The organism is Streptomyces bullii, assembly GCF_042657145.1.
Classification (GTDB): domain Bacteria; phylum Actinomycetota; class Actinomycetes; order Streptomycetales; family Streptomycetaceae; genus Streptomyces; species Streptomyces bullii.
In genome coordinates this window covers 127,152-150,110 of sequence record NZ_JBHSNY010000003.1, presented here as the reverse complement: position 1 = coordinate 150,110, position 22,959 = coordinate 127,152, and the positions used below count along the sequence as shown (strand labels likewise).

Annotated in this window: 27 protein-coding genes and 1 tRNA gene; 8 read left to right on the top strand and 20 right to left on the bottom strand. The window is 72.2% G+C overall.

Going from position 1 to position 22,959, the window contains the following annotated elements; genetic code table 11:
* Window positions 1-12: 12 nt before the first annotated feature.
* The 4 genes from ACFPZJ_RS08600 (at window position 13) to ACFPZJ_RS08585 (ending at window position 6,151) form a co-directional block, all read left to right on the top strand.
* On the top strand, window positions 13-1,500 hold the full coding sequence (locus ACFPZJ_RS08600) for a bifunctional glycosyltransferase family 2/GtrA family protein (protein ID WP_381019240.1): 1,488 nt from the start codon (window positions 13-15) through the stop codon (window positions 1,498-1,500).
* Complete coding sequence (locus tag ACFPZJ_RS08595; RefSeq protein WP_381019238.1) at window positions 1,497-3,650, top strand: ArnT family glycosyltransferase; 2,154 nt, start codon at window positions 1,497-1,499, stop codon at window positions 3,648-3,650. The genes ACFPZJ_RS08600 and ACFPZJ_RS08595 overlap by 4 nt, the downstream gene beginning before the upstream one ends.
* 93 nt (window positions 3,651-3,743) lie before the next feature.
* Complete coding sequence (locus ACFPZJ_RS08590) at window positions 3,744-5,246, top strand: MFS transporter (RefSeq protein WP_381019236.1); 1,503 nt, start codon at window positions 3,744-3,746, stop codon at window positions 5,244-5,246.
* Between the two features lie 143 nt (window positions 5,247-5,389).
* Entirely contained in the window at window positions 5,390-6,151 is a 762-nt protein-coding gene (locus tag ACFPZJ_RS08585) for a TetR/AcrR family transcriptional regulator (protein ID WP_381019234.1), read from the top strand.
* 15 nt (window positions 6,152-6,166) lie between these two features.
* Here ACFPZJ_RS08585 and ACFPZJ_RS08580 read toward each other — a convergent pair whose 3' ends face one another.
* Together ACFPZJ_RS08580 and ACFPZJ_RS08575 are read right to left on the bottom strand one after the other, a co-directional pair.
* The gene (locus ACFPZJ_RS08580) at window positions 6,167-6,637 is read right to left on the bottom strand and encodes a PPOX class F420-dependent oxidoreductase (RefSeq protein WP_381019233.1); all 471 of its coding nucleotides are present in this window, start codon (window positions 6,635-6,637) and stop codon (window positions 6,167-6,169) included.
* Window positions 6,638-6,646: 9 nt separating this feature from the next.
* Window positions 6,647-7,000, bottom strand: a complete 354-nt coding sequence (locus ACFPZJ_RS08575; protein ID WP_381020124.1) for an STAS domain-containing protein — start codon at window positions 6,998-7,000, stop codon at window positions 6,647-6,649.
* A 218-nt stretch (window positions 7,001-7,218) separates the two neighbouring features.
* Between ACFPZJ_RS08575 and ACFPZJ_RS08570 the strand changes: the two genes are divergently transcribed.
* Together ACFPZJ_RS08570 and ACFPZJ_RS08565 are read left to right on the top strand one after the other, a co-directional pair.
* The gene (locus ACFPZJ_RS08570) at window positions 7,219-7,941 is read left to right on the top strand and encodes an ANTAR domain-containing protein (protein ID WP_381019231.1); all 723 of its coding nucleotides are present in this window, start codon (window positions 7,219-7,221) and stop codon (window positions 7,939-7,941) included.
* A 58-nt stretch (window positions 7,942-7,999) separates the two neighbouring features.
* The gene (locus ACFPZJ_RS08565) at window positions 8,000-8,710 is read left to right on the top strand and encodes an ANTAR domain-containing protein (protein ID WP_381019230.1); all 711 of its coding nucleotides are present in this window, start codon (window positions 8,000-8,002) and stop codon (window positions 8,708-8,710) included.
* Here ACFPZJ_RS08565 and ACFPZJ_RS08560 read toward each other — a convergent pair.
* The 3 genes from ACFPZJ_RS08560 to ACFPZJ_RS08550 form a co-directional block, all read right to left on the bottom strand.
* The gene (locus tag ACFPZJ_RS08560; protein WP_381019228.1) at window positions 8,693-9,514 is read right to left on the bottom strand and encodes a YceI family protein; all 822 of its coding nucleotides are present in this window, start codon (window positions 9,512-9,514) and stop codon (window positions 8,693-8,695) included. The two genes, ACFPZJ_RS08565 and ACFPZJ_RS08560, sit on opposite strands and share 18 nt — an antisense overlap.
* 85 nt (window positions 9,515-9,599) lie before the next feature.
* Window positions 9,600-12,158 carry an MFS transporter gene (locus tag ACFPZJ_RS08555; protein WP_461096146.1) on the bottom strand — a complete coding sequence of 853 codons (2,559 nt, stop codon included), beginning with the start codon at window positions 12,156-12,158 and terminating at the stop codon, window positions 9,600-9,602.
* 94 nt (window positions 12,159-12,252) lie between these two features.
* Window positions 12,253-12,762 carry a MarR family winged helix-turn-helix transcriptional regulator gene (locus tag ACFPZJ_RS08550; RefSeq protein ID WP_381019225.1) on the bottom strand — a complete coding sequence of 170 codons (510 nt, stop codon included), beginning with the start codon at window positions 12,760-12,762 and terminating at the stop codon, window positions 12,253-12,255.
* Window positions 12,763-12,955: 193 nt separating this feature from the next.
* Between ACFPZJ_RS08550 and ACFPZJ_RS08545 the strand changes: the two genes are divergently transcribed.
* A complete protein-coding gene (locus ACFPZJ_RS08545; protein WP_381019224.1) occupies window positions 12,956-13,150 on the top strand; it encodes a hypothetical protein in 195 nt (64 codons plus the stop codon).
* Window positions 13,151-13,304: 154 nt separating this feature from the next.
* On the opposite strand, the gene ACFPZJ_RS08540 is transcribed toward ACFPZJ_RS08545, so the two are convergent.
* The 8 genes from ACFPZJ_RS08540 to ACFPZJ_RS08505 all read right to left on the bottom strand — a co-directional run bounded on the left by ACFPZJ_RS08540 (window position 13,305) and on the right by ACFPZJ_RS08505 (window position 17,897).
* Entirely contained in the window at window positions 13,305-14,207 is a 903-nt protein-coding gene (locus tag ACFPZJ_RS08540) for an RNA polymerase sigma factor SigF (protein ID WP_381019222.1), read from the bottom strand.
* Between the two features lie 267 nt (window positions 14,208-14,474).
* Window positions 14,475-15,302 carry an RNA polymerase sigma factor SigF gene (locus ACFPZJ_RS08535; RefSeq protein ID WP_381020122.1) on the bottom strand — a complete coding sequence of 276 codons (828 nt, stop codon included), beginning with the start codon at window positions 15,300-15,302 and terminating at the stop codon, window positions 14,475-14,477.
* Window positions 15,303-15,568: 266 nt separating this feature from the next.
* Window positions 15,569-15,862 (bottom strand): Dabb family protein, encoded by a 294-nt coding sequence (locus tag ACFPZJ_RS08530; protein ID WP_381019220.1) that lies wholly within the window; start codon window positions 15,860-15,862, stop codon window positions 15,569-15,571.
* Complete coding sequence (locus ACFPZJ_RS08525) at window positions 15,859-16,038, bottom strand: hypothetical protein (RefSeq protein WP_381019218.1); 180 nt, start codon at window positions 16,036-16,038, stop codon at window positions 15,859-15,861. Before ACFPZJ_RS08525 ends, ACFPZJ_RS08530 begins: the two co-directional genes overlap by 4 nt.
* Window positions 16,039-16,131: 93 nt before the next feature.
* Window positions 16,132-16,216: transfer RNA gene (locus tag ACFPZJ_RS08520), tRNA-Ser, on the bottom strand.
* A 76-nt stretch (window positions 16,217-16,292) separates the two neighbouring features.
* A complete protein-coding gene (tadA, locus tag ACFPZJ_RS08515) occupies window positions 16,293-16,724 on the bottom strand; it encodes a tRNA adenosine(34) deaminase TadA (protein WP_381019216.1) in 432 nt (143 codons plus the stop codon).
* Window positions 16,725-16,789: 65 nt separating this feature from the next.
* Window positions 16,790-17,329, bottom strand: coding sequence for a tRNA adenosine deaminase-associated protein (locus ACFPZJ_RS08510; RefSeq protein ID WP_381020120.1), 540 nt, complete (start codon window positions 17,327-17,329; stop codon window positions 16,790-16,792).
* Between the two features lie 364 nt (window positions 17,330-17,693).
* Window positions 17,694-17,897, bottom strand: coding sequence for a hypothetical protein (locus ACFPZJ_RS08505; RefSeq protein WP_381019215.1), 204 nt, complete (start codon window positions 17,895-17,897; stop codon window positions 17,694-17,696).
* Between the two features lie 139 nt (window positions 17,898-18,036).
* Here ACFPZJ_RS08505 and upp point away from each other — a divergent pair, with 139 nt between their 5' ends.
* Window positions 18,037-18,672 carry a uracil phosphoribosyltransferase gene (gene upp, locus ACFPZJ_RS08500; protein WP_381019213.1) on the top strand — a complete coding sequence of 212 codons (636 nt, stop codon included), beginning with the start codon at window positions 18,037-18,039 and terminating at the stop codon, window positions 18,670-18,672.
* 51 nt (window positions 18,673-18,723) lie between these two features.
* On the opposite strand, the gene ACFPZJ_RS08495 is transcribed toward upp, so the two are convergent.
* From ACFPZJ_RS08495 to ACFPZJ_RS08465, 7 genes are all read right to left on the bottom strand, one after another.
* Window positions 18,724-19,335: a LytR C-terminal domain-containing protein gene (locus ACFPZJ_RS08495; protein WP_381020118.1), complete on the bottom strand. Its 612-nt coding sequence runs from the start codon at window positions 19,333-19,335 to the stop codon at window positions 18,724-18,726.
* A 124-nt stretch (window positions 19,336-19,459) separates the two neighbouring features.
* Window positions 19,460-19,756: a type II toxin-antitoxin system VapB family antitoxin gene (locus ACFPZJ_RS08490; RefSeq protein ID WP_004943146.1), complete on the bottom strand. Its 297-nt coding sequence runs from the start codon at window positions 19,754-19,756 to the stop codon at window positions 19,460-19,462.
* 206 nt (window positions 19,757-19,962) lie between these two features.
* Window positions 19,963-20,094 carry a hypothetical protein gene (locus ACFPZJ_RS08485; RefSeq protein WP_381019211.1) on the bottom strand — a complete coding sequence of 44 codons (132 nt, stop codon included), beginning with the start codon at window positions 20,092-20,094 and terminating at the stop codon, window positions 19,963-19,965.
* Between the two features lie 51 nt (window positions 20,095-20,145).
* Window positions 20,146-20,424: a hypothetical protein gene (locus ACFPZJ_RS08480; protein ID WP_381019209.1), complete on the bottom strand. Its 279-nt coding sequence runs from the start codon at window positions 20,422-20,424 to the stop codon at window positions 20,146-20,148.
* Between the two features lie 85 nt (window positions 20,425-20,509).
* The gene (locus tag ACFPZJ_RS08475) at window positions 20,510-21,280 is read right to left on the bottom strand and encodes an HdeD family acid-resistance protein (protein ID WP_381020117.1); all 771 of its coding nucleotides are present in this window, start codon (window positions 21,278-21,280) and stop codon (window positions 20,510-20,512) included.
* A 168-nt stretch (window positions 21,281-21,448) separates the two neighbouring features.
* Window positions 21,449-22,078: an HhH-GPD-type base excision DNA repair protein gene (locus ACFPZJ_RS08470; RefSeq protein ID WP_381019207.1), complete on the bottom strand. Its 630-nt coding sequence runs from the start codon at window positions 22,076-22,078 to the stop codon at window positions 21,449-21,451.
* Between the two features lie 61 nt (window positions 22,079-22,139).
* The gene (locus ACFPZJ_RS08465; RefSeq protein ID WP_381020115.1) at window positions 22,140-22,883 is read right to left on the bottom strand and encodes a siderophore-interacting protein; all 744 of its coding nucleotides are present in this window, start codon (window positions 22,881-22,883) and stop codon (window positions 22,140-22,142) included.
* Window positions 22,884-22,959 lie beyond the last annotated feature (76 nt).

Below are 22,959 nucleotides of genomic sequence, written 5' to 3'. Positions count from 1 at the left end.
AAAGTCGGTTCCATGCGAACCGACTCTTCTCCCGGCACCCTGCCGGCGCGGGAGCACCTCCCGGCCGTCTCAGCCGGTACGCCTGTCCTGGACGTAGTGATCCCCGTCTACAACGAGGAGAAGGACCTCCAGCCGTGCGTGCGCAGACTGCACGAGCACCTCACCCGCACCTTCCCGTACGCGTTCCGCATCACGGTCGCGGACAACGCGTCGACGGACACCACCCCGCAGGTGGCCGCGCGGCTGGCGGCACAGATCCCCGAGGTCACCACCGTCCGCCTGGACGAGAAGGGCCGGGGCCGGGCCCTGCGGGCCGCGTGGTCCGCCTCGGACGCCCCGGTCCTCGCCTACATGGACGTGGACCTGTCCACCGACCTCAACGCCCTGCTGCCGCTGGTGGCTCCGCTGATCTCCGGTCACTCGGACCTCGCGATCGGCTCCCGGCTGTCCCGCAGCTCGCGGGTGGTGCGCGGCCCCAAGCGGGAGTTCATCAGCCGCGCGTACAACCTCGTCCTGCGCGGCTCGCTCCAGGCCCGCTTCTCCGACGCCCAGTGCGGCTTCAAGGCGATCCGCCGTGACGTGGCACGGGTGCTGCTGCCCCTGGTGGAGGACACCGGCTGGTTCTTCGACACCGAGATGCTGGTGCTCGCCGAGCGCGCGGGCCTGCGGATCCACGAGGTTCCGGTCGACTGGGTCGACGACCCCGACTCGACCGTGCACATCGTCAGGACGGCGACGGACGACCTCAGGGGCGTCTGGCGGGTCGGCAAGGCGCTGGCCACCGGTTCGCTGCCGCTGGACCGGCTCGCCCGGCCGTTCGGCGACGACCCGCGCGACCGGGAGATCGAGGACGTACCGAAGGGCCTGGCCCGTCAGCTCGTCGGCTTCTGCGTGGTGGGCGGGCTGTCCACCCTGTTCTACCTGCTGCTCTACACCGCCTTCCGGCAGTTCGGCGGCTCGCAGGCCGCCAACGCGCTCGCCCTGCTCGTCTCGGCGATCGCCAACACCGCCGCCAACCGGCGGCTCACCTTCGGGGTGCGCGGCCGGGGCGGCGCCGTACGGCACCAGGCGCAGGGCCTGGTCGTCTTCGGGATCGGCCTCGCCCTGACCAGCGGCTCGCTCGTCGCCCTGCACGCGGCGACCTCGACCCCGGCGCGCTCCACGGAACTGGCGGTCCTCATCGCCGCCAACCTCGCGGCCACCGTGCTGCGCTTCCTGCTCTTGCGGGCGTGGGTGTTCCCCGACCGGCGCGACGGCCGAGATCCCCTGACCGTCCCGGTGGCGCCCGACGCGGCCCCCACCCCGGCCCCGCCGACCCGCTCCACCGCACGATCCGACGGCTTCGGCCCGCTCCCGCAGCGGCCGACGGCCCAGCGGTACGCCCCGTACGACACGACCCCGCTCCGCGCCGGTGACGCCGCGGACCGCACCTGGCGGGACACCACCGTGCAACTCCAGCCGGTACGCCCCACCGACACCGACCCGAGGAACGCCCGATGACGACGACGAACCACGCCCCGCCGGCCTCCGACAGGGACGCGGACCCCGCCACCTGGGGGCCGCCTGCCCCGGCGCCCCCGGCAGAGCCCCGGCCGCCGTTCCCGCGGAGACTGTGGCGCGGCCGGCCCGAGGACCCCCGCTGGGCACGCCCCGCCTTCCTCGGCCTGCTCCTGGCGACCTGCGCGCTGTACCTGTACGACCTCAGCGCCTCCGGCTACGCCAACTCCTTCTACTCGGCGGCGGTCCAGGCGGGCAGCCAGTCCTGGAAGGCGTTCTTCTTCGGCTCGCTGGACGCGGCCAACGCCATCACCGTCGACAAGCCGCCGGCGGCTCTGTGGCCGATGGCGCTGTCGGTGCGGCTCTTCGGCCTCAGCTCCTGGGCGATCCTGGTCCCCGAGGTGCTGATGGGCGTGGCGACGGTGGCCGTCGTGTACGCGGCCGTACGCCGCCGCTTCAGCCCCGGGGCCGGACTGATCGCGGGCGCGGTGCTGGCGCTCACGCCCGTCGCCGCGCTGATGTTCCGGTTCAACAACCCGGACGCGCTGCTCGCGCTGCTGATGGCCACCGCCTGCCACCTGGTGATCCGGGCCCTGGAGGACGGCCGTACGAAGTGGCTGGTGTGGGCCGGTGTCGCGATCGGCTTCGCCTTCCTGGCCAAGACCCTGCAGGCCTTCCTGATCCTGCCGGTGCTGGCGGCGGTGTACGCGGTGTGCGCTCCGGTGTCGCTGAGGAGGCGTTTCGGGCAGCTGGCCCTGGCGACCGTCGCGCTGGTGGTCTCCGGCGGCTGGTGGGTGGCGATCGTGGAGCTGTGGCCGGCGTCCTCCCGCCCGTACGTCGGCGGTTCGCAGAACAACAGCTTCCTGGAGCTGACCTTCGGCTACAACGGCCTGGGCCGGCTCAACGGCGAGGAGACCGGCAGCGTCGGCGGCGGTGGCGGCGGCGGGGGCAACTGGGGCGGGACCGGCTGGGACCGGCTGTTCGGCGCGAACATCGGCGGCCAGATCTCCTGGCTGATCCCGGCCGCGCTGATCCTGCTGGTCGCGGGCCTGGTGGCCGCCGGCAGGGCCCGGCGCACGTCGGCGACGCGCGGCGCGTTCCTGGTGTGGGGCGGCTCGCTGCTGATCACCACGCTGGTCTTCAGCTACATGCAGGGCATCTTCCACGAGTACTACACGGTGGCCCTCGCCCCCTACGTCGCGCCGCTGATCGGCATGGGCGCCGCCACGCTGTGGGAGCGGCGCGGCACGGTGTGGGCGTCGCTGACCCTGGCGGGCGCGATGACGGCCACCGCGGCGTGGGGCTACGTCCTGCTCAACCGTTCCTCCGACTACCTGCCCTGGCTGAAGTGGCTGGTGCTCGTCGGCGGTCTGGCGGCTGCCCTCGGCCTGGTCTTCGCCGGCCGGCTGGGGCGCCGACCGGCGCGGGGTGTCGTCGCGCTGGGCCTGGTCGCCGCTCTGGCCGGTCCGGCGGCGTACACCCTCACCACGCTGAACGAGGGCCACAGCGGCTCGATCGTCACCGCCGGTCCGGCGGTCGCCGGCGGCCGTGGCGGCCCGGGCGGCGGGGGCCGCCCCGGTGGCGCAGGCCCGGGCGGCGGCCAGAACCAGCAGAACGGCAACGGCACCACCCAGGGGCAGGGCAACCAGCAGGGCGGCATGCCCGGCGGCGGTTTCCCCGGCGGCGCACCCGGCGCACCCGGCCAGAACCAGCAGGACGGCGGCGGAACCACCCAGGGCCGCAACACGCCCGGCACGGGCAGGGGCGACGCCGGCCGCATGGGCGGCCTGCTCAACGGCGCCAGTGTCAGCTCGCAGGCCAGGAAGCTGCTGACGGCCGACTCCGACCGGTACACCTGGGCCGCGGCGGCGATCGGGGCCCAGAACGCCGCGAGCTACCAGCTCTCCACCGGCGAGCCGGTGATGGCCATCGGCGGTTTCAACGGCACCGACCCGTCCCCGACGCTGGCCCAGTTCAAGCAGTACGTGGCGGACGGGAAGATCCACTACTTCATCTCCGGCGGCGGTATGGGAGGGGGCGGCAACTCCGGCACCTCCGCGCAGATCACCGAGTGGGTCGAGGCCGGCTTCCAGAAGGTGACGGTGGGGTCGGCCACCTTCTACGACCTGACCCGGCCGACTGACGGCAGCTGACGGTCCCTGAGTGAGGGGAAGGGCGGTGGCACTGCCACCGCCCTTCCCTCTCTCTGTTGTACAGCGTATGGGAACTGTTCTACGGTGTACAGCATGACTACGACCTCCCAGGAACAGGCGCAGGCACCGAGCCGGCCCCAGGGGCACCCCCAGCGGTGGCTGATCCTCGGTGTCATCTGCCTCGCGCAGCTCACCGTCCTGCTGGACAACACCGTCCTGAACGTCGCCATCCCCTCGCTCACGCGCGAGCTGGACGCGGCGACCGCCGACATCCAGTGGATGATCAACGCCTACTCGCTGGTGCAGTCCGGTCTGCTGCTCACGGCGGGCAACGCCGCCGACCGCTACGGCCGCAAGAAGATGCTGCTGGCGGGCCTGGCCCTGTTCGGCGTCGGCTCGCTGGTGGCCGGACTGGCCAACTCCACGGGCCAGTTGATAGCGGCCCGGGCCGGCATGGGCGTCGGCGGCGCGCTGCTGATGACCACCACCCTCGCCGTGGCGATGCAGATCTTCACGCCCGAGGAACAGCCCAGGGCGATCGGCATCTGGGCCGCCGTCAACACCCTGGGCTTCGCGGCCGGTCCGCTGATCGGCGGGTTCGTGCTGAACCACTTCTGGTGGGGAGCGATCTTCCTGGTCAACCTGCCGGTCGCCGCGCTGGGCCTGATCGCGGTGGTGGCCCTCGTCCCCGAGTCCAAGAACCCTCAGGGCGACCGCCCCGACCTGCTGGGCGCCCTGCTGTCCACGATCGGTATGACGTCCCTGGTCTTCGCGATCATCTCCGGCCCGGAGCACGGCTGGGCGTCGAACCGGGTGCTGGCCTCGGCGGGCCTGGCTGCGGTGTTCCTCGGCGCCTTCGCGTACTGGGAGAGCCGTGTTCCGTATCCCATGCTGGACCTGCACTTCTTCCGCGACCGCCGCTTCACGGGCGCGGTCGCCGGCGCCGTGCTCATCACGTTCGGCATGACCGGCGCGATGTACCTGCTCACGCAGCACCTTCAGTTCGTCCTCGGTTACGACGCGCTGGAGGCGGGCCTGCGGACCGCGCCGCTGGCGCTCACGTTCGTCGCCCTGAACGTCACGGGCCTGGCGGCGAAGTGGACGGCGCGGCTGGGCCTGCCCGTCTCCATCGCCCTGGGCATGGCGCTGACGTCGGGCGGGCTGGTGGCCATCGCGACCCTGGCCTCCGGCGGTTACGCCGGCACGCTGCTGGGGCTGGTGCTCATCGGCGTGGGGTGCGCGATCGCCAGCCCGGCGATGGCGCACGCGATCATGAGCTCCATCCCCCGGGAGAAGGCGGGCGTCGGGGCCGGGATCAACGGCACGCTCGCCGAGTTCGGCAACGGGCTGGGCGTCGCGGTGCTGGGAGCGGTCCTCAACGCGCGGTTCGCCGCGCTGGTGTCGGTGACGGCCACGTCGCTGCCCGCGGCCCTGGCGTCGGCGGAGTCGGCGGCGGAGCGGGAGCGGATCACCGACGCGTTCTCCGCCGGGCTGCAGAGCAGTCAGCTGGTGGGGGCGGTGGCCGTGCTGCTCGGCGGACTGGTCGCGGCGGTGCTGCTGCGGCGGGCCGAGCGGGTCGAACGGGTCGGCGCCTAGCAGCCGGAGCGGTGGGGGAGTCGTGCGGCTGCGGGCTCGTTCCGGCTGGTCGCGCCCGCGCTGCCGGCCGCGGGTCGGCACTGCCCCGCGGCCCGTGTGGGGACGCTTAGCATGACGGCGTCGCGAAGTGAGGAAGGTGCGCCATGGCCGAGGAAGCCCAGCGGGCGACGGAGACCAGTGTCTGGCTGAAGGACAAGGCGCGCCGGGGCGGGCGTGGTGGCGGGCAGCCGTCCGGGCTGGACCGCGACCGCATCACCGAGGCCACCGTCCGGCTGCTGGACGCCGAGGGACTGGCCCGGTTCTCCATGCGCCGCCTGGCCGCCGAGCTCAACGTCACGGCGATGTCCGTCTACTGGTACGTCGACACCAAGGACGACCTCCTCGAACTGGCCCTGGACGCGATCATGGGCGAGATGACCCTGCCCGACCCGGAGGCCGCCGACGAGGACTGGCGTGACCAGCTGCGCACGCTGGCCGTGGAGTACCGGACCATGCTGGTGCGCCATCCCTGGGCGTCGCCGCTCGTCGGCACGTATCTCAACATCGGCCCCCACAACCTGGCCTTCGCCCGCACCGTGCAGCAGGTCGTCCGCCGGACCGGGCTGCCCGTGCACCGCCTGGCCGGTGCCATCGCCGTCGTCTTCCAGTTCGTCTACGGCTTCGGCACGATGGAGGGCCACTTCCACGCGCGCTGCGCGGCCACGGGGATGACCGAGGACGAGTACTTCCAGCACGCCATGAACACGGTGACGCAGCGGCCGGAGACCTCCGAGCTGATCGACGAGTCGAAGGACCTCATGGCCGCCCGCGGCGGCGACACGGTGGTGGAGATGTGGGAGCGGGACTTCACCTTCGGCCTGGACGTGGTGATCGCGGGCCTGGAGGCGATGGTCGAGCGCGGCTGAGCCCCCGCCTGCCGGCTACTCCTCGGACGCCAGCCGCGCCGGGAAGCCGCCGGTGGCCACCGGCCCCCACCGCTCGGGCGTGATCCGGATGATCGACTTGCCCTGCTCGACCATCGCCCGGCGGTACTCGTCCCAGTCCGGGTGCTCCCCGGCGATGTTGCGGTAGTACTCCACGAGCGGTTCGACGGACTCCGGCGCGTCGATGACCTCGGCCGTGCCGTCGATCTGGACCCACGGCCCGTTCCAGTCGTCGCTGAGCACGATGACGCTGACCCGCGGATCACGGCGGGCGTTGCGGGTCTTGGCCCGCTCCGGGTAGGTGGAGACCACGATCCGGCCCGAGTCGTCGACCCCGCAGGTCAGCGGCGATCCCTGCGGGCCGCCGTCGGCCCGCCGGGTCAGCAGGATCGCGTGGTGGCGGGGCCGTACGAAGTCGAGCAACTCGTCGAGGGAGACGCGGGTGTTCGTCGCGATGGTGCGTGCCATGCCCACAGACTAGGCCGCCAGGGCCTCCGGCACGTTGTCGTACACCGGGACGTCACGGCGTACTCCGGTCAGTTCCAGCACCCGGCGCGCCACTCCCTCCGCTTCCGCCACCACGTGCACCCGGGCCTCGGCGGGCAGACGGTGGCGTACGTCGTTGATGAGGCGGACGCCCTGGGAGTCCATGAAGTGGGTCTCCCGCAGATCGAGGACCAGGACCCGCAGCCGCCCGGCGCGGACCCGGGCTGCGGACATGATGAGGGTCAGCAGTTCGGAGGCGTTGCAGTAGTCGATCTCGCGGGGCAGTTCGAGCAGGACGCGGCCGGGCCGGTCCTGTGGTTCGACGGGATTCGGGAGGAAGGTCACGGTACTCACCTGGCAGACGTTCGTCCGGATTCCGGTAAGGCCGCTTCCTGACCCGTCCGGCCATTCCACCACGCCGGAGGGGGGCAGCGGAAGCGCCCTCGGCGGGCCGTCGGCCGGACGTCACCTCGGCGCAACCGAGCAGATAAAGTGCTGTCCGTCCTGTGCTCGCAGTCGGGAATGTGCTGCGGAGCTCTCCTGCGCACGGCCAGTGGCCGTGCATGCCGAAGAGGTTCGTGGTGGCTGCGTCCGAGTTTTCTGATTTGCCCCGTTTTCCGGGCGGCTTCGAGCTGGCCGAAGCGCTGACGGTGGCGGCTCGGCAACTGCACGAGACGCCCACACCGCACAGCACCCTGCGCACGGCGGTCCGGCTGGCGGTGCACATCATGCCGGGTGCCGACCACGCCGGAGTATCCGTCATCGAGCGCAGCAACCAGCGCCGTACGGTCGCCTGGACCGACGAGGTCGTACGCTCCGCCGAGACCCGGCACAGCGGCCGCGAGCACCAGCCGTACTGGGAACGGCTGTGGACCCACCCGGTCGTGCGGATAGGGGACAGCGAGGCCGACGACGGCGGTCAGGTGCTGTCCGCCCTCGGGCTGCGCTCGGCCCTGTCGCTGCGGCTGCGCGCCGACCGCCGCCGGCTCACCGTGCTCACCGCGTACGCCCGCAAGCCCGGCGCCTTCGACGACAACGCGACCCGGATCGGAAGGCTGTTCACCGCCCACGTCAGCATCGCCCTGGACTCGGCGACCGAGCGCGAGCAGCTCACCGAGGCCATGCACACCCGGGACCTGATCGGCCAGGCCACCGGCATCCTCATGGAGCGGCTGGACATCGACGCGGCCGGAGCCTTCGAGAGCCTGGTGAAGGCCTCGCAGCGGGAGAACGTGAAGCTGCGCGACCTCGCCCGCCGGATCGTGGACGCGCACAACACGCCCTGACCGGGCGGCGCGTGACCTCATGGGCGTTAACGGACGTTGACGGGATACCCGTACGGTCATGAGCTCCGAGACGTCCGACACGCTGGAGATGGCGATGGTGCGCAGCGGCGGCCTCGACACGCTGCTGCGCGACCTGACCGACCGAGCCGTGCAGGAGGTGCCCGGTGCCGTGGCGTGCAGCGTCACGGTGCGCCGCGCCGACCGGCTGCTGACCCTCGCGGGCAGCGACGGCCTGCCGAGCGGCCTGGACCAGCGTCAGTACGAGAACGGCTCGGGCCCCTGCGTACAGGCCGCCGAGACGGGCGTCGAGCAGTACGCCCCCGACCTGGCCGCGGAGTCGCGGTGGCCCTCGTACACCGAGTACGCGCTCTCCGCCGGCGTCCAGTGCGTGCTGGCGGTGCCGCTGGACGTCGAGGGTGAGACGGGCGCCGCGCTCAACTTCTACGGCACGCACCCCGGCGCGCTCGGCCCGGGCCGGGAGGCGGCCCGTGCCTTCGCCGCCCGCGCCACCGACGCGATCAACATGGCCCTGGGCATCGAACGCCGCCGCCAGTCGGCGGCCGACGTGCGCACCGCCCTGCTCTCGCGCAGCGTCATCGACCAGGCGATCGGCATCCTCATGGCCCGCGAGCGGATCGACGCCCGTATCGCGCTGGAGCGGCTGCGCCGCGTCTCGCAGGAGAAGAACGTCAAACTCCGCGACCTGTGCAGCCAGTTGGTGGCCAGAGTCTCCGAGAGACCCGACGCGCCGTCACGCCGCCGGCAGTGACTCGCCCCGCACCGCCTGGATGTCCAGCTCCACCCTCAGCGTCGTGCCGATGGCGGCGACGCCGGCCCGCAGGACCTGGTTGTAGTGCATCGCGAAGTCCTCGCGCCGCAGCTCCGCCGTGGCGCGGAAGGCGGTCCGGACGCCGCCCCAGGGGTCGGGCCCGGTGCCGAGGTGGGCCAGGTCCAGGTCGACCGGCCGGACGACCCCGCGCATCCCCAGCTCGCCGTGGACCGTCCAGCGGTCGGAACCGGCCGCGGTCAGGCCCGTGGACCGGTAGATGATCTCCGGGTACCGCTCGACGTCCAGGAAGTCAGCCGACCGCAGGTGCGTGTCGCGCGTGCCGTTGCCGGTGTCGATCGACGCGGCCCGGATCACCGCCGTCACCCGGGACGTGGTGACATCGTCCGGCGCGATCTCGATCGAGCCGGAGAAGTCCGTGAACCGGCCGTGCACGCTGGAGATCCCCAGATGCTGCGCCACCGCCGCCACGCTGGAGTGCGCCGGGTCTACGGTCCACGGCCCCGGCGGCGGCAGCTCGGTGCCGCCCTGCCGGGCCAGCGTCACCGTCCCGACCTCCGCCCGCCCGCTCGCCGTGACGATCGCGCCCGCGGCGGCTGGCGCGTACCCCAGAGCCGTGACGATGACGGTGTACGCCCCCGGCTCCAGCGGCGTCCCGTCCCGTACGGTGCCCGCGGCGTCCGCCTGGGCGCGCAGCACCTGTGTGCCGGTCATGTCGGTCACCGTGACGACCGCGTGCGACACGGCCCATCCGTCCCGGGTACGGATCCTCGCGGTCAGTCCCATCTCAGGTCACTCCTCCTCGGACAAGAACCGGCCCGTGGCGGGGCGCACCCGGAGCGCGCTCGCCCGCCACGGGCCGGGGTCTCGACTACTCGCTGCGGTGGCCGAGTTCGATGTCGTGGTCGTCGACGCCCTGACCGGTCACCGTCAGGGCGGTGGCCACCGGCGGGTAGCCCGTGGCGATGACGGTGTACTCACCGCCGTCCAGGTCGGTGAAGGCGTAGGCCCCGTCCGCGCCGGTCATGGCCGAGCCGACCACGTTGCCCGCCGCGTCGACCAGCGTCACCCGGGCATCGGCCAGCGGACCGTGCGGAGCCCGTACGACACCCCGCAGCCGGGCGCCCGCGTCCAGGTCGACCTCGATCCGCGTCACATCGGTGCCGCCGACCTCGACGGGCAGGGCGCGCGGCCGGTACCCGGCGGCGTTCACCGCGACGGTCACCGCCCCCGGCACGAGCTCGGCGAAGGAGAACTCGCCCTGCTCGCCGGTGGTCCCGGTGGCCAGCAGCTCCCCGCGCACATCGGTGACGATCACCATCGCGTCCTCGACCGGCCGGCCGCTCCCGGCGGCCCGCACCAGGCCGGTCAGCCCGCTGGTGCCGCTGAGCAGGACGTCGTAGGCGACCGGCTCGCCGTTCACGACCACCGTGGAGGCCTGCGGCTGGTAGCCGTCGGCGGAGGCGATCAGGACGTACGACCCGGAGCCCGGCACGTCCAGCGCGTAGGAGCCGTCGGCCTGGGCCACGGACCGGCCCAACTGGCGTCCGGCCGGCGAGATCAGGGTGACGGCGGCCCGCGGCACGGGCGCGGACTCGGCGCCGCGCACGAAACCGCGCACCGGGATCCCGCCCCCCGGGACGGTCTCCTCCGGGCGGGCGACCGTGGCGACGGCCGCGAGCCGCCGCGTGGCCGTCCTCTCCGGGGCGGTGTCGCCGTCCGGAACAGCCCAGCTCGGAAGCCGCTCGGAGGCGGAGGTGGAGGCGGACGGCTCGGCGGACGCCTCGGCCAGGGCCTCGGTGGATGCCTCGGCCAGGGCCTCGGTGGATGCCTCGGCGGATGTCTCGCCGGGCGCCTCGCCGGACGCCTCGCCGGACGCCTCGGCGGATGTCTCCGCGGGGGCCTGCGCCTCCGCCGCCTGTTCCAGCGCGCCCCTGGTCCTCAGCGGGACCTCCTTGATGAAGAGGGTCACCAGAAGGGCGAGCAGCGCCAGCGGCGCCGAGTAGAGGAAGACGTCCCCGACGCCGTGGCCGTAGGCGCTCTCCACGACGGTGCGCACCGGCGCGGGCATCGCGCCCAGGTCGGGGATGTTCCCCTCACCCGTGCCGGCGTGGCCGAGGGACGCCCCCTGGGTGCCGAGACCGGCCAGGCCGTCCTTGACGTAGTCGGTGATCCGGTGCGCCAGCACCGCGCCCAGCGCGGAGACACCCATGGCACCACCGAGGGAACGGAAGAAGGTCACCGTGGAGCTGGCCGCGCCCAGGTCGCCCGGGGCCACCTGGTTCTGCGTGCACAGCACCAGGTTCTGCATCATCATGCCGATGCCGAGGCCCAGCAGCGCCATGAAGACCGCCACACGCCAGTACGCGGTGTCGTAGCGGATCGTCCCCAGCAGCCCCAGGCCGGCCGTCACCAGCACGCCACCGGCCAGCAACCACGCCTTCCAGCGGCCGGTGCGGGTGATGACCTGGCCGGAGACGGTCGAGGAGACGAACAGGCCGGCGATCATCGGGATGGTCATGACGCCGGACATCGTCGGCGACTTGTCCCGGGCCAGCTGGAAGTACTGGCTGAAGAAGACGGTGCCCGCGAACATCGCCACACCGACGAAGAGCGAGGCGAGCGAGGCCAGCGTGATGGTGCGGTTGCGGAACAGGCGCAGCGGGATGATCGGCTCGCTCGCCTTCGCCTCGACCAGCACGAAGACAGCGAGCAGGACGACGGCACCGCCGACCATCGCACCGGTCTGCCAGGACAGCCAGTCGTACTTGTCCCCGGCGAAGGTCACCCAGATCAGCAGCAGGCACACCGCCGCGGTGATGAAGAGGGCTCCGGCCCAGTCGACCTTGACCTTCCGCCGGACGACCGGCAGGTGCAGGGTCTTCTGCAGCACGATCAGGGCGATGACGGCGAAGGGCACGCCGACGTAGAAGCACCAGCGCCAGCCGAGCCAGCCCGTGTCGGTGATGACACCGCCGACCAGCGGCCCGCCGACCATGGCGGTGGCGAAGGTGGCGCCGAGGTAGCCGTTGTACCGGCCGCGCTCACGCGGGGAGATCATCGCCGCCATGATGATCTGGGCCAGCGCGGACAGGCCGCCCATGCCGATGCCCTGGACCGCGCGGAACGCGATCAGCATGCCGGGGTTCTGGGACATGCCGGCCGCCGCCGAGCCCAGCACGAAGACGACCAGGGCGAGCTGGATCAGCAGCTTCTTGGAGAACAGGTCGGCGAGCTTGCCCCACAGCGGCGTGGACGCGGTCATCGTCAGCAGCGACGCCGTCACGACCCAGGTGTAGGCGCTCTGCCCGCCACCGAGGTCACCGATGATCCGGGGCAGGGCGTTGGACACGATCGTCGACGACAGGATCGCGACGAACATGCCGAGCAGCAGCCCGGTCAGGGCTTCCATGATCTGCCGGTGCGTCATCGCGGCGGCGCCGGAGGAGTCGTGGGAAGTCCCACCGTGCTCGGCATGAGCCCGCACACCGGCTGGTGTGGTCGTTGCCATGGCCTTCCTTTTCTTACGTGGTCGCGGGTGTACGGGTGGTCTCGTCGAGTTCGGGGGGTGCGGGCCGGGGCGGCGGTCCCGTCCGGTGGGTGGGCCGGCAGTCGCCGAAGCTGTCCCTGAGCCGGGCCATCAGCCGGGTGAGCCGGCCGACGTCCTCGTCGGACCAGTCGCTCAGGCGCTCGGCGAGCAGCTGCGTGGTCCGCCGTGACAGGTCGTCGAGCTGGACGTGGCCCGCCGGGGTGAGGCGCAGGATGCGGGAGCGTCTGTCCGCCGGGTCGGGGCAGCGCTCGATCCAGCCGCGCTCGGCGAGGTGGGCGACATGACGGCTGGTCACCGACATGTCGACGGCGAGCAGTTCGGCGAGCTTGCTCATGCGCATGTCGCCGTGGCGGTCGAGCAGGGTCAGGACGGCCGCCGAGCCGCTGGGACAGTCGGACGGCAGGATGCGTCCCAGCTCCCGCTTCACGACGCCGAAGGCGCTGAACTGACGGATCAGCTCCTCGTACTGCGCGCTCGCGGTCATCACACCTCCCATTTTCGTTGCTTAGGGCAACCATAGGCTTGTTGGTTGCTACAGGCAAATAATTGGGCGGGCGGTGGAGGAAAAAGTTGGCAAAGGCAAGTATTGCGGCAGTAAACGCGCAGGCCGGACCGTCCGTGCGGCCGGGCGGACCCGCACTTGGGAGCCTTCCCGGGATTCGCTAGTGTCTCGGGGCATGGCTAACACCCAGGGCCCCCAGGGCAACCCCGACCCCGCTGGCAGCACCCAGATGTTCCGCGCGTTCGTCGACGAGGGCGCCCCCCAGTCCCGGCAGGCCCCCGCTCCCGCGGGTCCCCGCGTCGGCCTGATCGTGGGCGTCGTCGTGGCGGTGGCGATCGTGGCGGCGGTGGCTTGGTTGGCGCTGAAGTAGACACACCGCGACCGGCGGCCGGGGCGGCTCGTCCCTACGGCCGCCGGACGCATCAGCGCCCCTGTGCGGTGGGCGTCGGCACACGGCCGCCGTGACGCCCGGTCGGGCGTCACGGCGGGGAGTGTCGGGGCCGGACGGGGGTGCCGTCCGGGTGTCAGTCCGAGATGAGGCCGTCGCGCAGCTGCGCCAGCGTGCGCGTCAGCAGGCGGGAGACGTGCATCTGGGAGATGCCGACCTCCTCGCCGATCTGCGACTGCGTCATGTTGGCGAAGAAGCGCAGCATGATGATCCGCCGCTCGCGGGGCGGCAGCTTGGCCAGCAGAGGCTTCAGCGACTCCCGGTACTCCACGCCCTCCAGGGCTGTGTCCTCGTAGCCGAGGCGGTCCGCCAGTGAGCCCTCGCCGCCGTCGTCCTCGGGGGCGGGCGAGTCCAGCGACGACGCGGTGTACGCGTTGCCGACCGCGAGGCCGTCGACGACGTCCTCCTCGGACACGCCCAGCACGGCGGCGAGCTCGGAGACCGTCGGGGAGCGGTCCAGCTTCTGGGAGAGCTCGTCGCTGGCCTTCGTCAGCGCCAGGCGCAGCTCCTGCAGCCGGCGCGGCACCCGCACCGACCACGACGTGTCGCGGAAGAACCGCTTGATCTCACCGACGACGGTTGGCATCGCGAACGTGGGGAACTCGACGCCCCGTTCGCAGTCGAACCGGTCGATCGCCTTGATGAGCCCGATCGTGCCGACCTGGACGATGTCCTCCATCGGCTCGTTGCGGGAGCGGAAGCGGGCGGCGGCATAGCGCACCAGCGGGAGGTTGAGCTCGATCAGGGTGTCCCGGACGTAGGCGCGCTCGGGGCTGTCCTCGGCGAGTGCGGCCAGCCGCAGGAACAGGGAGCGGGACAGGGTGCGGGTGTCGATCGCCTCCGAGGCGGCAAGGGCCGGGGCCGGCGCGGCCTCGAGGTCCGTGACCTCGTCGATGGGGCCGAGTGCGTCGAGCGCATGCGGCGCTGTGTCGCTCTCCGCGAGCGTGAGCACCTTCGAGCTGCCCTGTTCTGCGGACATGCCACCCCCTTTGGGTCGCGGGACGGTCGCGGCGGACGCTCCCACTGAGGAACGCAGCCTTCACCTGAATACCGGAGCCGGAGCCCCGGCAAACGCACTTCCCGCAGAATGTCACATGTCGGCAACACGCTGTAGTGACATGTCGACATGCGAGACGGCAAACAGCCCTGGAAACATGGGGTCTGACGGTATTTCGGGGCACAATTACCCCGAACGGCCCTGGTGAGCGATTCGCCCACGCAGGTTACGCCTCGCTCGTGCTTTCGGTTACGCGTCGATCCGGTTCGCCGACCGCAACCGCTGGAAGCTACGCGCGAGTAGCCGGGAGACGTGCATCTGGGAGACGCCGAGCTCCGCGCTGATCTGCGACTGGGTGAGATTGCTGTAGTAGCGCAGCAGCAGAATGCGCTGTTCGCGTTCGGGGAGTTGGACGAGGAGATGCCGGACCAGGTCGCGGTGCTCCACACCGTCCAGCGCGGGGTCCTCGTAGCCGAGCCGGTCGAGCAGCCCCGGCAGCCCGTCGCCCTCCTGGGCCGCCTCCAGCGAGGTGGCGTGGTACGACCGTCCCGCCTCGATGCAGGACAGCACCTCCTCCTCGGTGATGCGCAGCCGCTCGGCGATCTCGGCGGTCGTCGGGGAGCGCCCGAGGGCGGTCGTCAGGTCCTCGGTCGCGCTGTTGACCTGCACCCACAGCTCGTGCAGCCGGCGCGGGACGTGGACGGTGCGGACGTTGTCACGGAAGTACCGCTTGATCTCGCCGACGACGGTGGGCATCGCGAACGTCGGGAACTGCACGCCCCGGTCCGGGTCGAAGCGGTCGATGGCGTTGATCAGGCCGATGGTGCCGACCTGGACCACGTCCTCCATCGGCTCGTTGCGGGAGCGGAAGCGGGCGGCGGCGTAGCGCACGAGCGGGAGGTTGGCCTCGATGAGCGCCCCGCGCACGCGGTCGTGCTCCGGCGTACCCGGCTGGAGCTCCTTGAGCTGTGCGAAGAGGACCTGGGTCAGGGCCCGGGTGTCGGCGCCGCGCCGCTTCGCGGGGGTCTGGGAAGGAACCTCGTCCTGGGGCGGCGCAGTACTGGCCGACACGGTCAACGCCACCTCTTCATCCGTCAACTCATCCGTCAATCCGTCCGTGAAAAGCGGTCATAGCATCACAAGACAGTCCACTGTGTGCAAGTACCTCATAACGCCGTGTTGAGGGACAAGTTGAACGGTGAGAGGCGGTCGGACGGGGCCACGAGAGACGGTCGGACGGGCCGCGGGAGACGGCCACACCGGCCACCGGAGACGGCGGGACGGACCGCGGGACGCACGAAAGCCCCCCGCCCTGCCGGCGGGGGGCTCCCTGGCGCAGAGGCTCAGAACTCGTAGTCGGCGATCACCCACGTGGCGAACTCGCGCCACAGTGCCACGCCCGCCTGGTGGTCGGGGTGCTCCACGTAGCGGCGCAGCGCGGTCGCGTCGTCGAAGGCGGAGTTGATCGCGAAGTCGTGGGCGATGGGCCGGTCGCTGACGTTCCAGCCCAGCTCCCAGAAGCGGATCTCGGGGATCGTGCCCTCGAGGGCGCGGAAGGCCTCGACGCCCTTCACCACGCGCGGGTCGTCACGTTCGACGCCCTCGTGCAGCTTGAAGAGGACCAGATGGCGGATCATGACTCTCCTCCGTTGGCGATCCACGTCATGAAGTCGCCGATCGCCTTGGCGGCGTCGGACACGCCCTGGAACCCTATCTGGACGTAATCGGCGGCCCCTTCGGGGTCCGTGATGATCACGTACAGCACGAAGACCACGAGCACGTAGACGGCGATCTTCTTGGCATTCACCGCCATCGCGGCCTCCCCTGTCACTCCTGTCACTGACGCGCGCCGAGCGGGCCCATGATCGCACGAAGGGCCCCGTCTTTCGACGGGGCCCTTCTCCAGCGGTAGCGGAGGGATTTGAACCCTCGGTGACTTGCGCCACACTCGCTTTCGAGGCGAGCTCCTTCGGCCGCTCGGACACGCTACCGAGGGAGACCTTACAGCAAGGTGGGTGCTGGTTCGAAATCGGTATGCGGCGGATCCGCCCTGCGGCGAACCGGCCTTCAGCGGTCGCGGAAGAAGTCCGTGAGGAGCCTGGCGCACTCCTCGGCGAGCACGCCCTCGATCACTTCCGGCCGGTGGTTGAGCCGGCGGTCGCGGACGACGTCCCAGAGGGACCCGGCGGCTCCCGCCTTCTCGTCGCGGGCACCGTAGACCACGCGGTCCACACGGGACTGCACGAGAGCGCCCGCGCACATCGTGCAGGGCTCCAGCGTGACCACCAGGGTGCAGCCGGCCAGCCGCCACTCCCCGAGCCCGGCCGCGGCACGGCGCAGGGCGAGGATCTCCGCGTGGGCCGTCGGATCGCCGGTGGCCTCACGTTCGTTGTGCCCGGAGGCGAGCACGGACCGGCCGTCCGGGGCCAGCACGACGGCGCCGACGGGGACGTCGCCGCCCCGGACGGCCTGGCCGGCCTCGTCCAGGGCGAGCCGCATCGCGGCCCGCCAGCGGTCGCGTACCGGATCCGGGGGCCCTGGCGTGGTGTCAGGGGTCTCCCGGTTCAGCGGACGGTCTCCAGGGTCTCCGAGGCGCCGAGGGCCTCGGCGATCTCGGTGAGCGCGTCCTCGGACAGCGCGCGCAGCTCCTTCTCGGTCACCCCCAGGTCCTCCAGGATCTGGGCGTCGCCGACCGGGCCGTGCGGCACGTCGGCGGAGCCTGCGGCCGCGTCGCCGTCGTCGTCGGCGTCCTCGTCGTCGGGCTCACCGTCCTCGGTGCCGTCGAGGTCGAGGGCGTCCAGGTCGGCGCCGTCGTCCCCGGGCTCCCGGCCGAGCAGCTCGTCCGTGAGCAGGATCTCGCCGTAGCTGCTGCGGACAGCGGCGGCGGCGTCCGAGACGTAGATACGAGGGTCCTCCTCGCCGTCGACGCGGACGACACCGAACCAGGCGTCCTCCTGCTCGATCAGCACGAGCACCGTGTCCTCGTCGGGAGAGGCTTCCCGGGCCAGGTCGGCAAGATCCGACAGCGTCTCCACATCGTCGAGCTCTGTGTCGCTCGCTTCCCACCCGTCTTCGGTGCGCGCGAGCAGTGCGGCGAAGTACACCGTGACTCTCCCACTGGTCATAGGCGTGCCGGTTGGGGGTCCCCCCGGCGGAGGTTACGGGCGGGGAGTGCTCCTTTGAGCCCCACCCATTCGGAATCGTGGCAGAAACCAGGCGTTCAGGGGACGTCTTCGGCTCCCTGTGTCCGGCAGTTTTGATCGCGCGTTTCCGAGGAGGTCCGCGAGCACGTCCGTAAAGGACTCACCAGCGCACTCGTTGCCGCCACGTGCGGATCGTACGCGGCTTTCCCCACGGTCCACGCACGCCCACCTCGGCAACGCCGGAAACCCCCGTGATCTTCCGTCCCGGTGCCCGTGGTGTTCACGCCGGATTCCCGGTCGTCACGTCGGCTTCCCCGCAGGCGGACTACCAGCGGAACGTGCGCATCCGCATCGCGTGCCTCAGGCGGGCCGTCTTGGCGCGGCGCGGCTGGACCCGGGCGCGCAGTGCGCGGGCCTCGGCCAGGTCCCGCAGGAACTCGGCGCGGCGCCGACGGCGTTCGACTTCGGTCTCCGCCGCGCCGGGCCGCTCGCGCGGCGACGGATCGTCTCGGGAATCCCGCTCGGTCATCGGTTCACCACCCCAGGTTCCGTCCCTCCCACCTTCCCCCGGACGGGCGCTTTGACGCCAGCGAACGGGTGATGACCGGCTCGCACGCTTGCCGAGCGCGGGGACGCCGGGTCCATCCGGCCCGGTTACTGTGGTGGGCATGCGTCTCCACGTCGTCGACCACCCCCTGGTCGCCCACAAGCTCACCACGCTGCGCGACCAGCGCACCGACTCCGCGACCTTCCGCCGTCTCGCCGACGAGCTGGTCACCCTGCTCGCCTACGAGGCCACGCGTGACGTGCGCACCGAACAGGTCGACATCCAGACGCCGGTGGCGCGGACCACGGGCGTCAAGCTCTCCCACCCACGCCCGCTGGTGGTGCCGATCCTGCGCGCGGGCCTCGGCATGCTGGACGGCATGGTCCGGCTGCTGCCGACCGCCGAGGTGGGCTTCCTCGGCATGATCCGCAACGAGGAGACGCTGCAGGCCTCGACGTACGCCACGCGCATGCCGGAGGACCTCTCCGGACGGCAGGTGTACGTCCTGGACCCGATGCTCGCCACCGGCGGCACGCTGGTCGCGGCGATCCAGGAGCTGATCAAGCGTGGCGCGGACGACGTGACCGCCGTGGTGCTGCTGGCCGCGCCCGAGGGCGTCGAGGTCATGGAGCGCGAGCTGGCCGGCACGCCGGTGACGGTCGTGACGGCCTCGGTCGACGAGCACCTCAACGAGCACGGCTACATCGTCCCGGGCCTCGGCGACGCGGGTGACCGCATGTACGGGGCGGCGGAATAGAGCTGCCGCAGGCAGGGCCGGCCGAACGGGGCCCGGTCGTCGTACGGCTGCTCAGCAGCCCTTCTTCACGGTGGGCGCCGGCGAGGGCTCGGCCAGTCGGGTCAGGGCCTTGTCGGCGTCCGCCTTCTTCGTCAGCTCCTTGAAGGCGTCGCCGATGATGAGGTCGACGGCGGCGCCCTTGCGGGCGGCGTCGGTGCGGCGCTCGGCTCCGGAGAGCTGGGTGGCGAGGACGGGCAGCGAGGTGTCCAGCGAGGCCGTGGGGCCGAGCAGGACGCCGGCGCCCTTGACCTTCTTGTCGTACTCCTCGGGCGCGTTGCCCACGTCGCCGATCTTGAACCCGCGCTTCTTCAGCTCGTCCGCGGTCTGCTTGGCGAGTCCGCTGCGGGTCGTCGCGTTGAGCACGTTGACCGTGATCCGCCCCGGCTCGGGCAGCGGACGGGCGCTGGGCGAGGGGCTCGACCTGGGGGTGGCGCAGTCCTTGGTGCCGACCGCCGAGGCCCTTCCGCCGCCGCCGGTGAAGACGTCGACGAGCTGCAGCGTGCCCCAGCCGGTCAGGCCGAGCACGGCGGCGGACGCGACGACGAGGAGCACGAGCCTGCCGCGCCGCCGGCGACCCCGCATCCGCGGGTACTTGTCACCCGTGATCCGGTACTGGCCGCCCATGCCGGGGGGAGTCAGCATGCTCATGGGCGCAGCGTAGTGCGCCCGAGCGACGATGCCTACTAGATGATCATTGCACGTCGCTCAGTCCAACCCGAAAGGGCCAACCCGCGCGTGCGCGGCCCGGTCAGTCGAGTTCGAGGACCCGTGCGTGCAGCACCTGGCGCTGTTGCAGCGCCGCGCGGACGGCGCGGTGGAGGCCGTCCTCCAGGTACAGGTCGCCCTGCCACTTCACGACGTGCGCGAAGAGGTCGCCGTAGAACGTGGAGTCCTCGGCGAGCAGCGTTTCCAGGTCGAGCTGCTGCTTGGTCGTCACGAGCTGATCGAGGCGGACCGGGCGCGGCGCGACGTCCGCCCACTGCCGGGTGCTTTCCCGGCCGTGGTCGGGGTACGGCCGGCCGTTTCCGATGCGCTTGAAGATCACACGGAAAGCCTACCGGTCAAGACCTTCCGGGCGCAGCCATGGCGACGTAGTGCGACGCGGAAAAAGTCACCGGATTCCGGATCGAACGGGGAGCAGGCCGAAGATATCGGAGCGTCGCGGCCGCTCGGAGAGGCGGGGCGGAGGCGGTGGCTGCCGGCCGGCCCCGGCGGTTCACGGGGGCCGCCTCCGCCGGACGGGCCCGCCGGTCAGCCGCGGTCCCGTTCCTTCCGGGCCTGCCGCGGCCGCTGTCCCTCGGGCTTGTGATCGGGCTTGGGGGCGTTGCGGGCGGCCTCCGCGCGCACCAGGGCGCGGAGCACCGCGTACGGGTCGTTGGGCATGGCTGTGTACCTCGTTCCGTGCGTGAGCTGATGGACCGGTGACCGGTTCCGTCAGCAACGCAGGACCACACAGCGCCCGGCATACGGCGGCCGGGGCGGCAGCGGGCCGGGGCGTGGCGCGGCGTGCGTGCGCCGCACGTCCGGGGTGCGCCCGGAGGGCGTCGGCGCGGCGGTTCGCCGGCCGTTGCGCGGGACTTGCCGCAGGGCAGGGTCCACGGCGTCGTACTCGACGGCCGCGCCGGACACCGCGGGGGGCGGCGACCCCGCCTGCGCCTCCACGGGAGCGCCGGTGACGAGCAGGGTGATCAGGGCGAGCAGCAGAACGAGCACCCGCGGCCACGCGGATCGGCGTGCGGCGTGAGGGGCATGCGGTGCGGGGCTCACGGCGGCTCACTCCCCGGGGCGCGCATGCCGGTCACCCCACCGGTGCTGAGATCCGCCCGCTCGACGTACGGCGGGCCCGGATCCGCAGGGCCGTGACGATCTCGACCGCGCCGACCGCGAGCAGCCAGCAGCCGCCGACCAGGGTGAGCACGGCGACCGACTCCAGGGGCGCGACGATCAGCACCACACCGGCGACGAAGGTGAGGACGCCGAGCACGGTCTGCCAGCCGCGGGCGGGCATCGCCGGGTCGTGGGCGGCGGCCAGGGTCTGGGTGATCCCGCGGAACAGCCAGCCGATCCCGATCCACAGCCCGAGCAGCAGAATCGACCGCAGGGGACCGCGCAGGCAGAACAGGCCCAGCAGGATCGACAGGCTGCCGCTGACGAAGGCCAGGACGCGCAGCGAGGTCGTCCGGTGCGTGCCGAAGGCGGCGGCGAGCTGGAGGACACCACTGAGCAGGAGATACAGGCCGAACAGCACTCCGGCGGCGAGCAGCGAGGCACCCGGCCAGACCAGGATGAGCAGCCCCAGGAGCAGCGAGGCGGCGCCGGTGAGCAGGACGGACTGCCAGGCGGTACGGGACAGCAGGTGGAGGGGGCCCGTGACGGGCGGCTCCGGCTCACGACCGCCCGGCGGGGACGGCGGCGGATGCGGGTGGCGCGGGGCGGCACCGCGCGGGCCGTGGGGATCGGTCGGTGAGTGGTCGTACGGGTCGTGCGGGGTGGGGGAGCCCCGGCCGTGCCGGGGGACCGGCCCGGGGCCGTGGGGGTCGGTGGGGGCGCGGCTGTACGGGTCGTTCAGGTCGGTCGGGTCGTGCGGGGCGGTCGGCCCGTGGGGGGCGTCGTGCTCCGGTTCCCGGGGGGAGCCGCTCGGTGGCTCGGTCATGGTCCATGCTTGGACCGGCCGGGGGCCGCTCGCCAGCCGGGGCGGTCCACCCGGTTGACCTGTCCGCCCGGCCCGCCCGCGGACCTACTCGCCCGTTTTGCCGCCCGTCGCTCTGCCGCCCGTCGCCTTGGCGGCCTTCGCCGCCCTGGCCGCGGCCTTCATCTCCTGCTTGTGCGCCCGTACCTTCGCCAGCGACTCCGGCCCGGTGATGTCGGCGACGGAGCGGAACGACCTGTCCTCGCCGTAGGCGCCCGCGGCCTCCCGCCATCCCGTGGGGCGCACGCCGAGCTGCTTGCCGAGCAGGGCGAGGAAGATCTGCGCCTTCTGCTTGCCGAAGCCGGGCAGCTCCTGGAGGCGCTTCAGCAGCTCGCCGCCGGTGTCCACGCCCCGCCAGACGGCCTCGGCGTCCCCGTCGTAGTGCTCCACCAGGTACTGGCACAGCTGTTGGATGCGCCCCGCCATCGACCCCGGGTAGCGGTGCACGGCCGGTTTCTCCGACAACAGCGCGGCGAAGGCCTCCGGGTCGTACGCGGCGATCTCGTGCGCGTCCAGGTCGTCGGCGCCGAGCCGTGCCGCGATCGTCGCGGGTCCCTTGAACGCCCACTCCATCGGGATCTGCTGGTCCAGCAGCATCCCGACCAGCGCGGCGAGCGGACTGCGGCCGAGCAGCGCGTCGGCCTCGGGGTCCTGGGCGAGGTGAAGGGTGACGTCCATGTCCCCGATCATCCCCCGCCCGCCGGCCGGCCGCGCGGCCGGAGCCCCGGGCAGGGACCGGTCAGCGCCGCGCGGGAGCTGCCGGTGTCGCGCGCCAGTACCCCAGGGCGTGCAGCCGGTGCTTCGGTACGCCCAGTTCCTTGCGGACGAACGCCGCCAGCGTCCGGGTCGTGGCCGTGTCGCAGGCGATCCAGACGTACGGGTCGGGGGTGGCCTCCAGCAGGTCGGGCAGGTCCGCGCGGACCCGCTCGGTCAGGGCGGCACCGGCGTTCTCGCGCGGTACCTCGCGGACCTCGTGGCGGGCCGGGTCGGTGCGCAGGGGCAGGCGGTCGGTGTCGCCCTCGAACCAGGCGGTCGCGGGGGCCGGGGCGAGGGCGTCGAGCAGGGAGTTGATCGCCGGCAGGGACGCCGGGTCGCCGACGGCGAAGACGTGCGAGGGGAAAGGGCTCGGGTGCTCGAAGCCCGTGCCCTGGACGGTCGCCTCCACGGTGTCGCCGGGCCGGGCCGCCCGGGCCCAGGCGCTGGCGCGTCCCTCGTGCAGGGCGAACTCCAGGCTGAAGGTGCCGGTGGCCGGGTCGGGGTCGACCAGGGTGTAGGCGCGCTGGTGGGGCTTGCCCGCGTCGTCGAACCACAGCCGGACCCACATCGTCGGGTGGACGCCGGTCGCCGCGAGCATGCCGCCGTCGGTGAGGCGCAGGCGCCGGTAGTGCGGTGTGACGTCCTCGGTGTCCGTCACGGTGAGGACGAAGTCCTTCGCCCGCAGCAGCCTGAGGACCGCGCCCTCCCAACCCCGCCCCTGGCCCATCGGGTCTTCACCCTTCGCGTACGATTCCGGCACCAGAACTTAGGGGAGCCTAACCTACAGAGAAAGCGGGGGCACC

Bases quoted from the DNA above. Each gene is read 5' to 3' on its own strand.
- ACFPZJ_RS08600 (WP_381019240.1), top strand. From the start codon at position 13: ATGCGAACCGACTCTTCTCCCGGCACCCTGCCGGCGCGGGAGCACCTC.
- ACFPZJ_RS08595 (WP_381019238.1), top strand. From the start codon at position 1,497: ATGACGACGACGAACCACGCCCCGCCGGCCTCCGACAGGGACGCGGAC.
- ACFPZJ_RS08590 (WP_381019236.1), top strand. From the start codon at position 3,744: ATGACTACGACCTCCCAGGAACAGGCGCAGGCACCGAGCCGGCCCCAG.
- ACFPZJ_RS08585 (WP_381019234.1), top strand. From the start codon at position 5,390: ATGGCCGAGGAAGCCCAGCGGGCGACGGAGACCAGTGTCTGGCTGAAG.
- ACFPZJ_RS08580 (WP_381019233.1), bottom strand. From the start codon at position 6,637: ATGGCACGCACCATCGCGACGAACACCCGCGTCTCCCTCGACGAGTTG.
- ACFPZJ_RS08570 (WP_381019231.1), top strand. From the start codon at position 7,219: ATGCCGAAGAGGTTCGTGGTGGCTGCGTCCGAGTTTTCTGATTTGCCC.
- ACFPZJ_RS08565 (WP_381019230.1), top strand. From the start codon at position 8,000: ATGAGCTCCGAGACGTCCGACACGCTGGAGATGGCGATGGTGCGCAGC.
- ACFPZJ_RS08560 (WP_381019228.1), bottom strand. From the start codon at position 9,514: ATGGGACTGACCGCGAGGATCCGTACCCGGGACGGATGGGCCGTGTCG.
- ACFPZJ_RS08555 (WP_461096146.1), bottom strand. From the start codon at position 12,158: ATGACGCACCGGCAGATCATGGAAGCCCTGACCGGGCTGCTGCTCGGC.
- ACFPZJ_RS08550 (WP_381019225.1), bottom strand. From the start codon at position 12,762: ATGACCGCGAGCGCGCAGTACGAGGAGCTGATCCGTCAGTTCAGCGCC.
- ACFPZJ_RS08545 (WP_381019224.1), top strand. From the start codon at position 12,956: ATGGCTAACACCCAGGGCCCCCAGGGCAACCCCGACCCCGCTGGCAGC.
- ACFPZJ_RS08540 (WP_381019222.1), bottom strand. From the start codon at position 14,207: ATGTCCGCAGAACAGGGCAGCTCGAAGGTGCTCACGCTCGCGGAGAGC.
- ACFPZJ_RS08530 (WP_381019220.1), bottom strand. From the start codon at position 15,862: ATGATCCGCCATCTGGTCCTCTTCAAGCTGCACGAGGGCGTCGAACGT.
- ACFPZJ_RS08525 (WP_381019218.1), bottom strand. From the start codon at position 16,038: ATGGCGGTGAATGCCAAGAAGATCGCCGTCTACGTGCTCGTGGTCTTC.
- tadA (WP_381019216.1), bottom strand. From the start codon at position 16,724: ATGCGGCTCGCCCTGGACGAGGCCGGCCAGGCCGTCCGGGGCGGCGAC.
- ACFPZJ_RS08505 (WP_381019215.1), bottom strand. From the start codon at position 17,897: ATGACCGAGCGGGATTCCCGAGACGATCCGTCGCCGCGCGAGCGGCCC.
- upp (WP_381019213.1), top strand. From the start codon at position 18,037: ATGCGTCTCCACGTCGTCGACCACCCCCTGGTCGCCCACAAGCTCACC.
- ACFPZJ_RS08495 (WP_381020118.1), bottom strand. From the start codon at position 19,335: ATGGGCGGCCAGTACCGGATCACGGGTGACAAGTACCCGCGGATGCGG.
- ACFPZJ_RS08485 (WP_381019211.1), bottom strand. From the start codon at position 20,094: ATGCCCAACGACCCGTACGCGGTGCTCCGCGCCCTGGTGCGCGCGGAG.
- ACFPZJ_RS08470 (WP_381019207.1), bottom strand. From the start codon at position 22,078: ATGGACGTCACCCTTCACCTCGCCCAGGACCCCGAGGCCGACGCGCTG.
- ACFPZJ_RS08465 (WP_381020115.1), bottom strand. From the start codon at position 22,883: ATGGGCCAGGGGCGGGGTTGGGAGGGCGCGGTCCTCAGGCTGCTGCGG.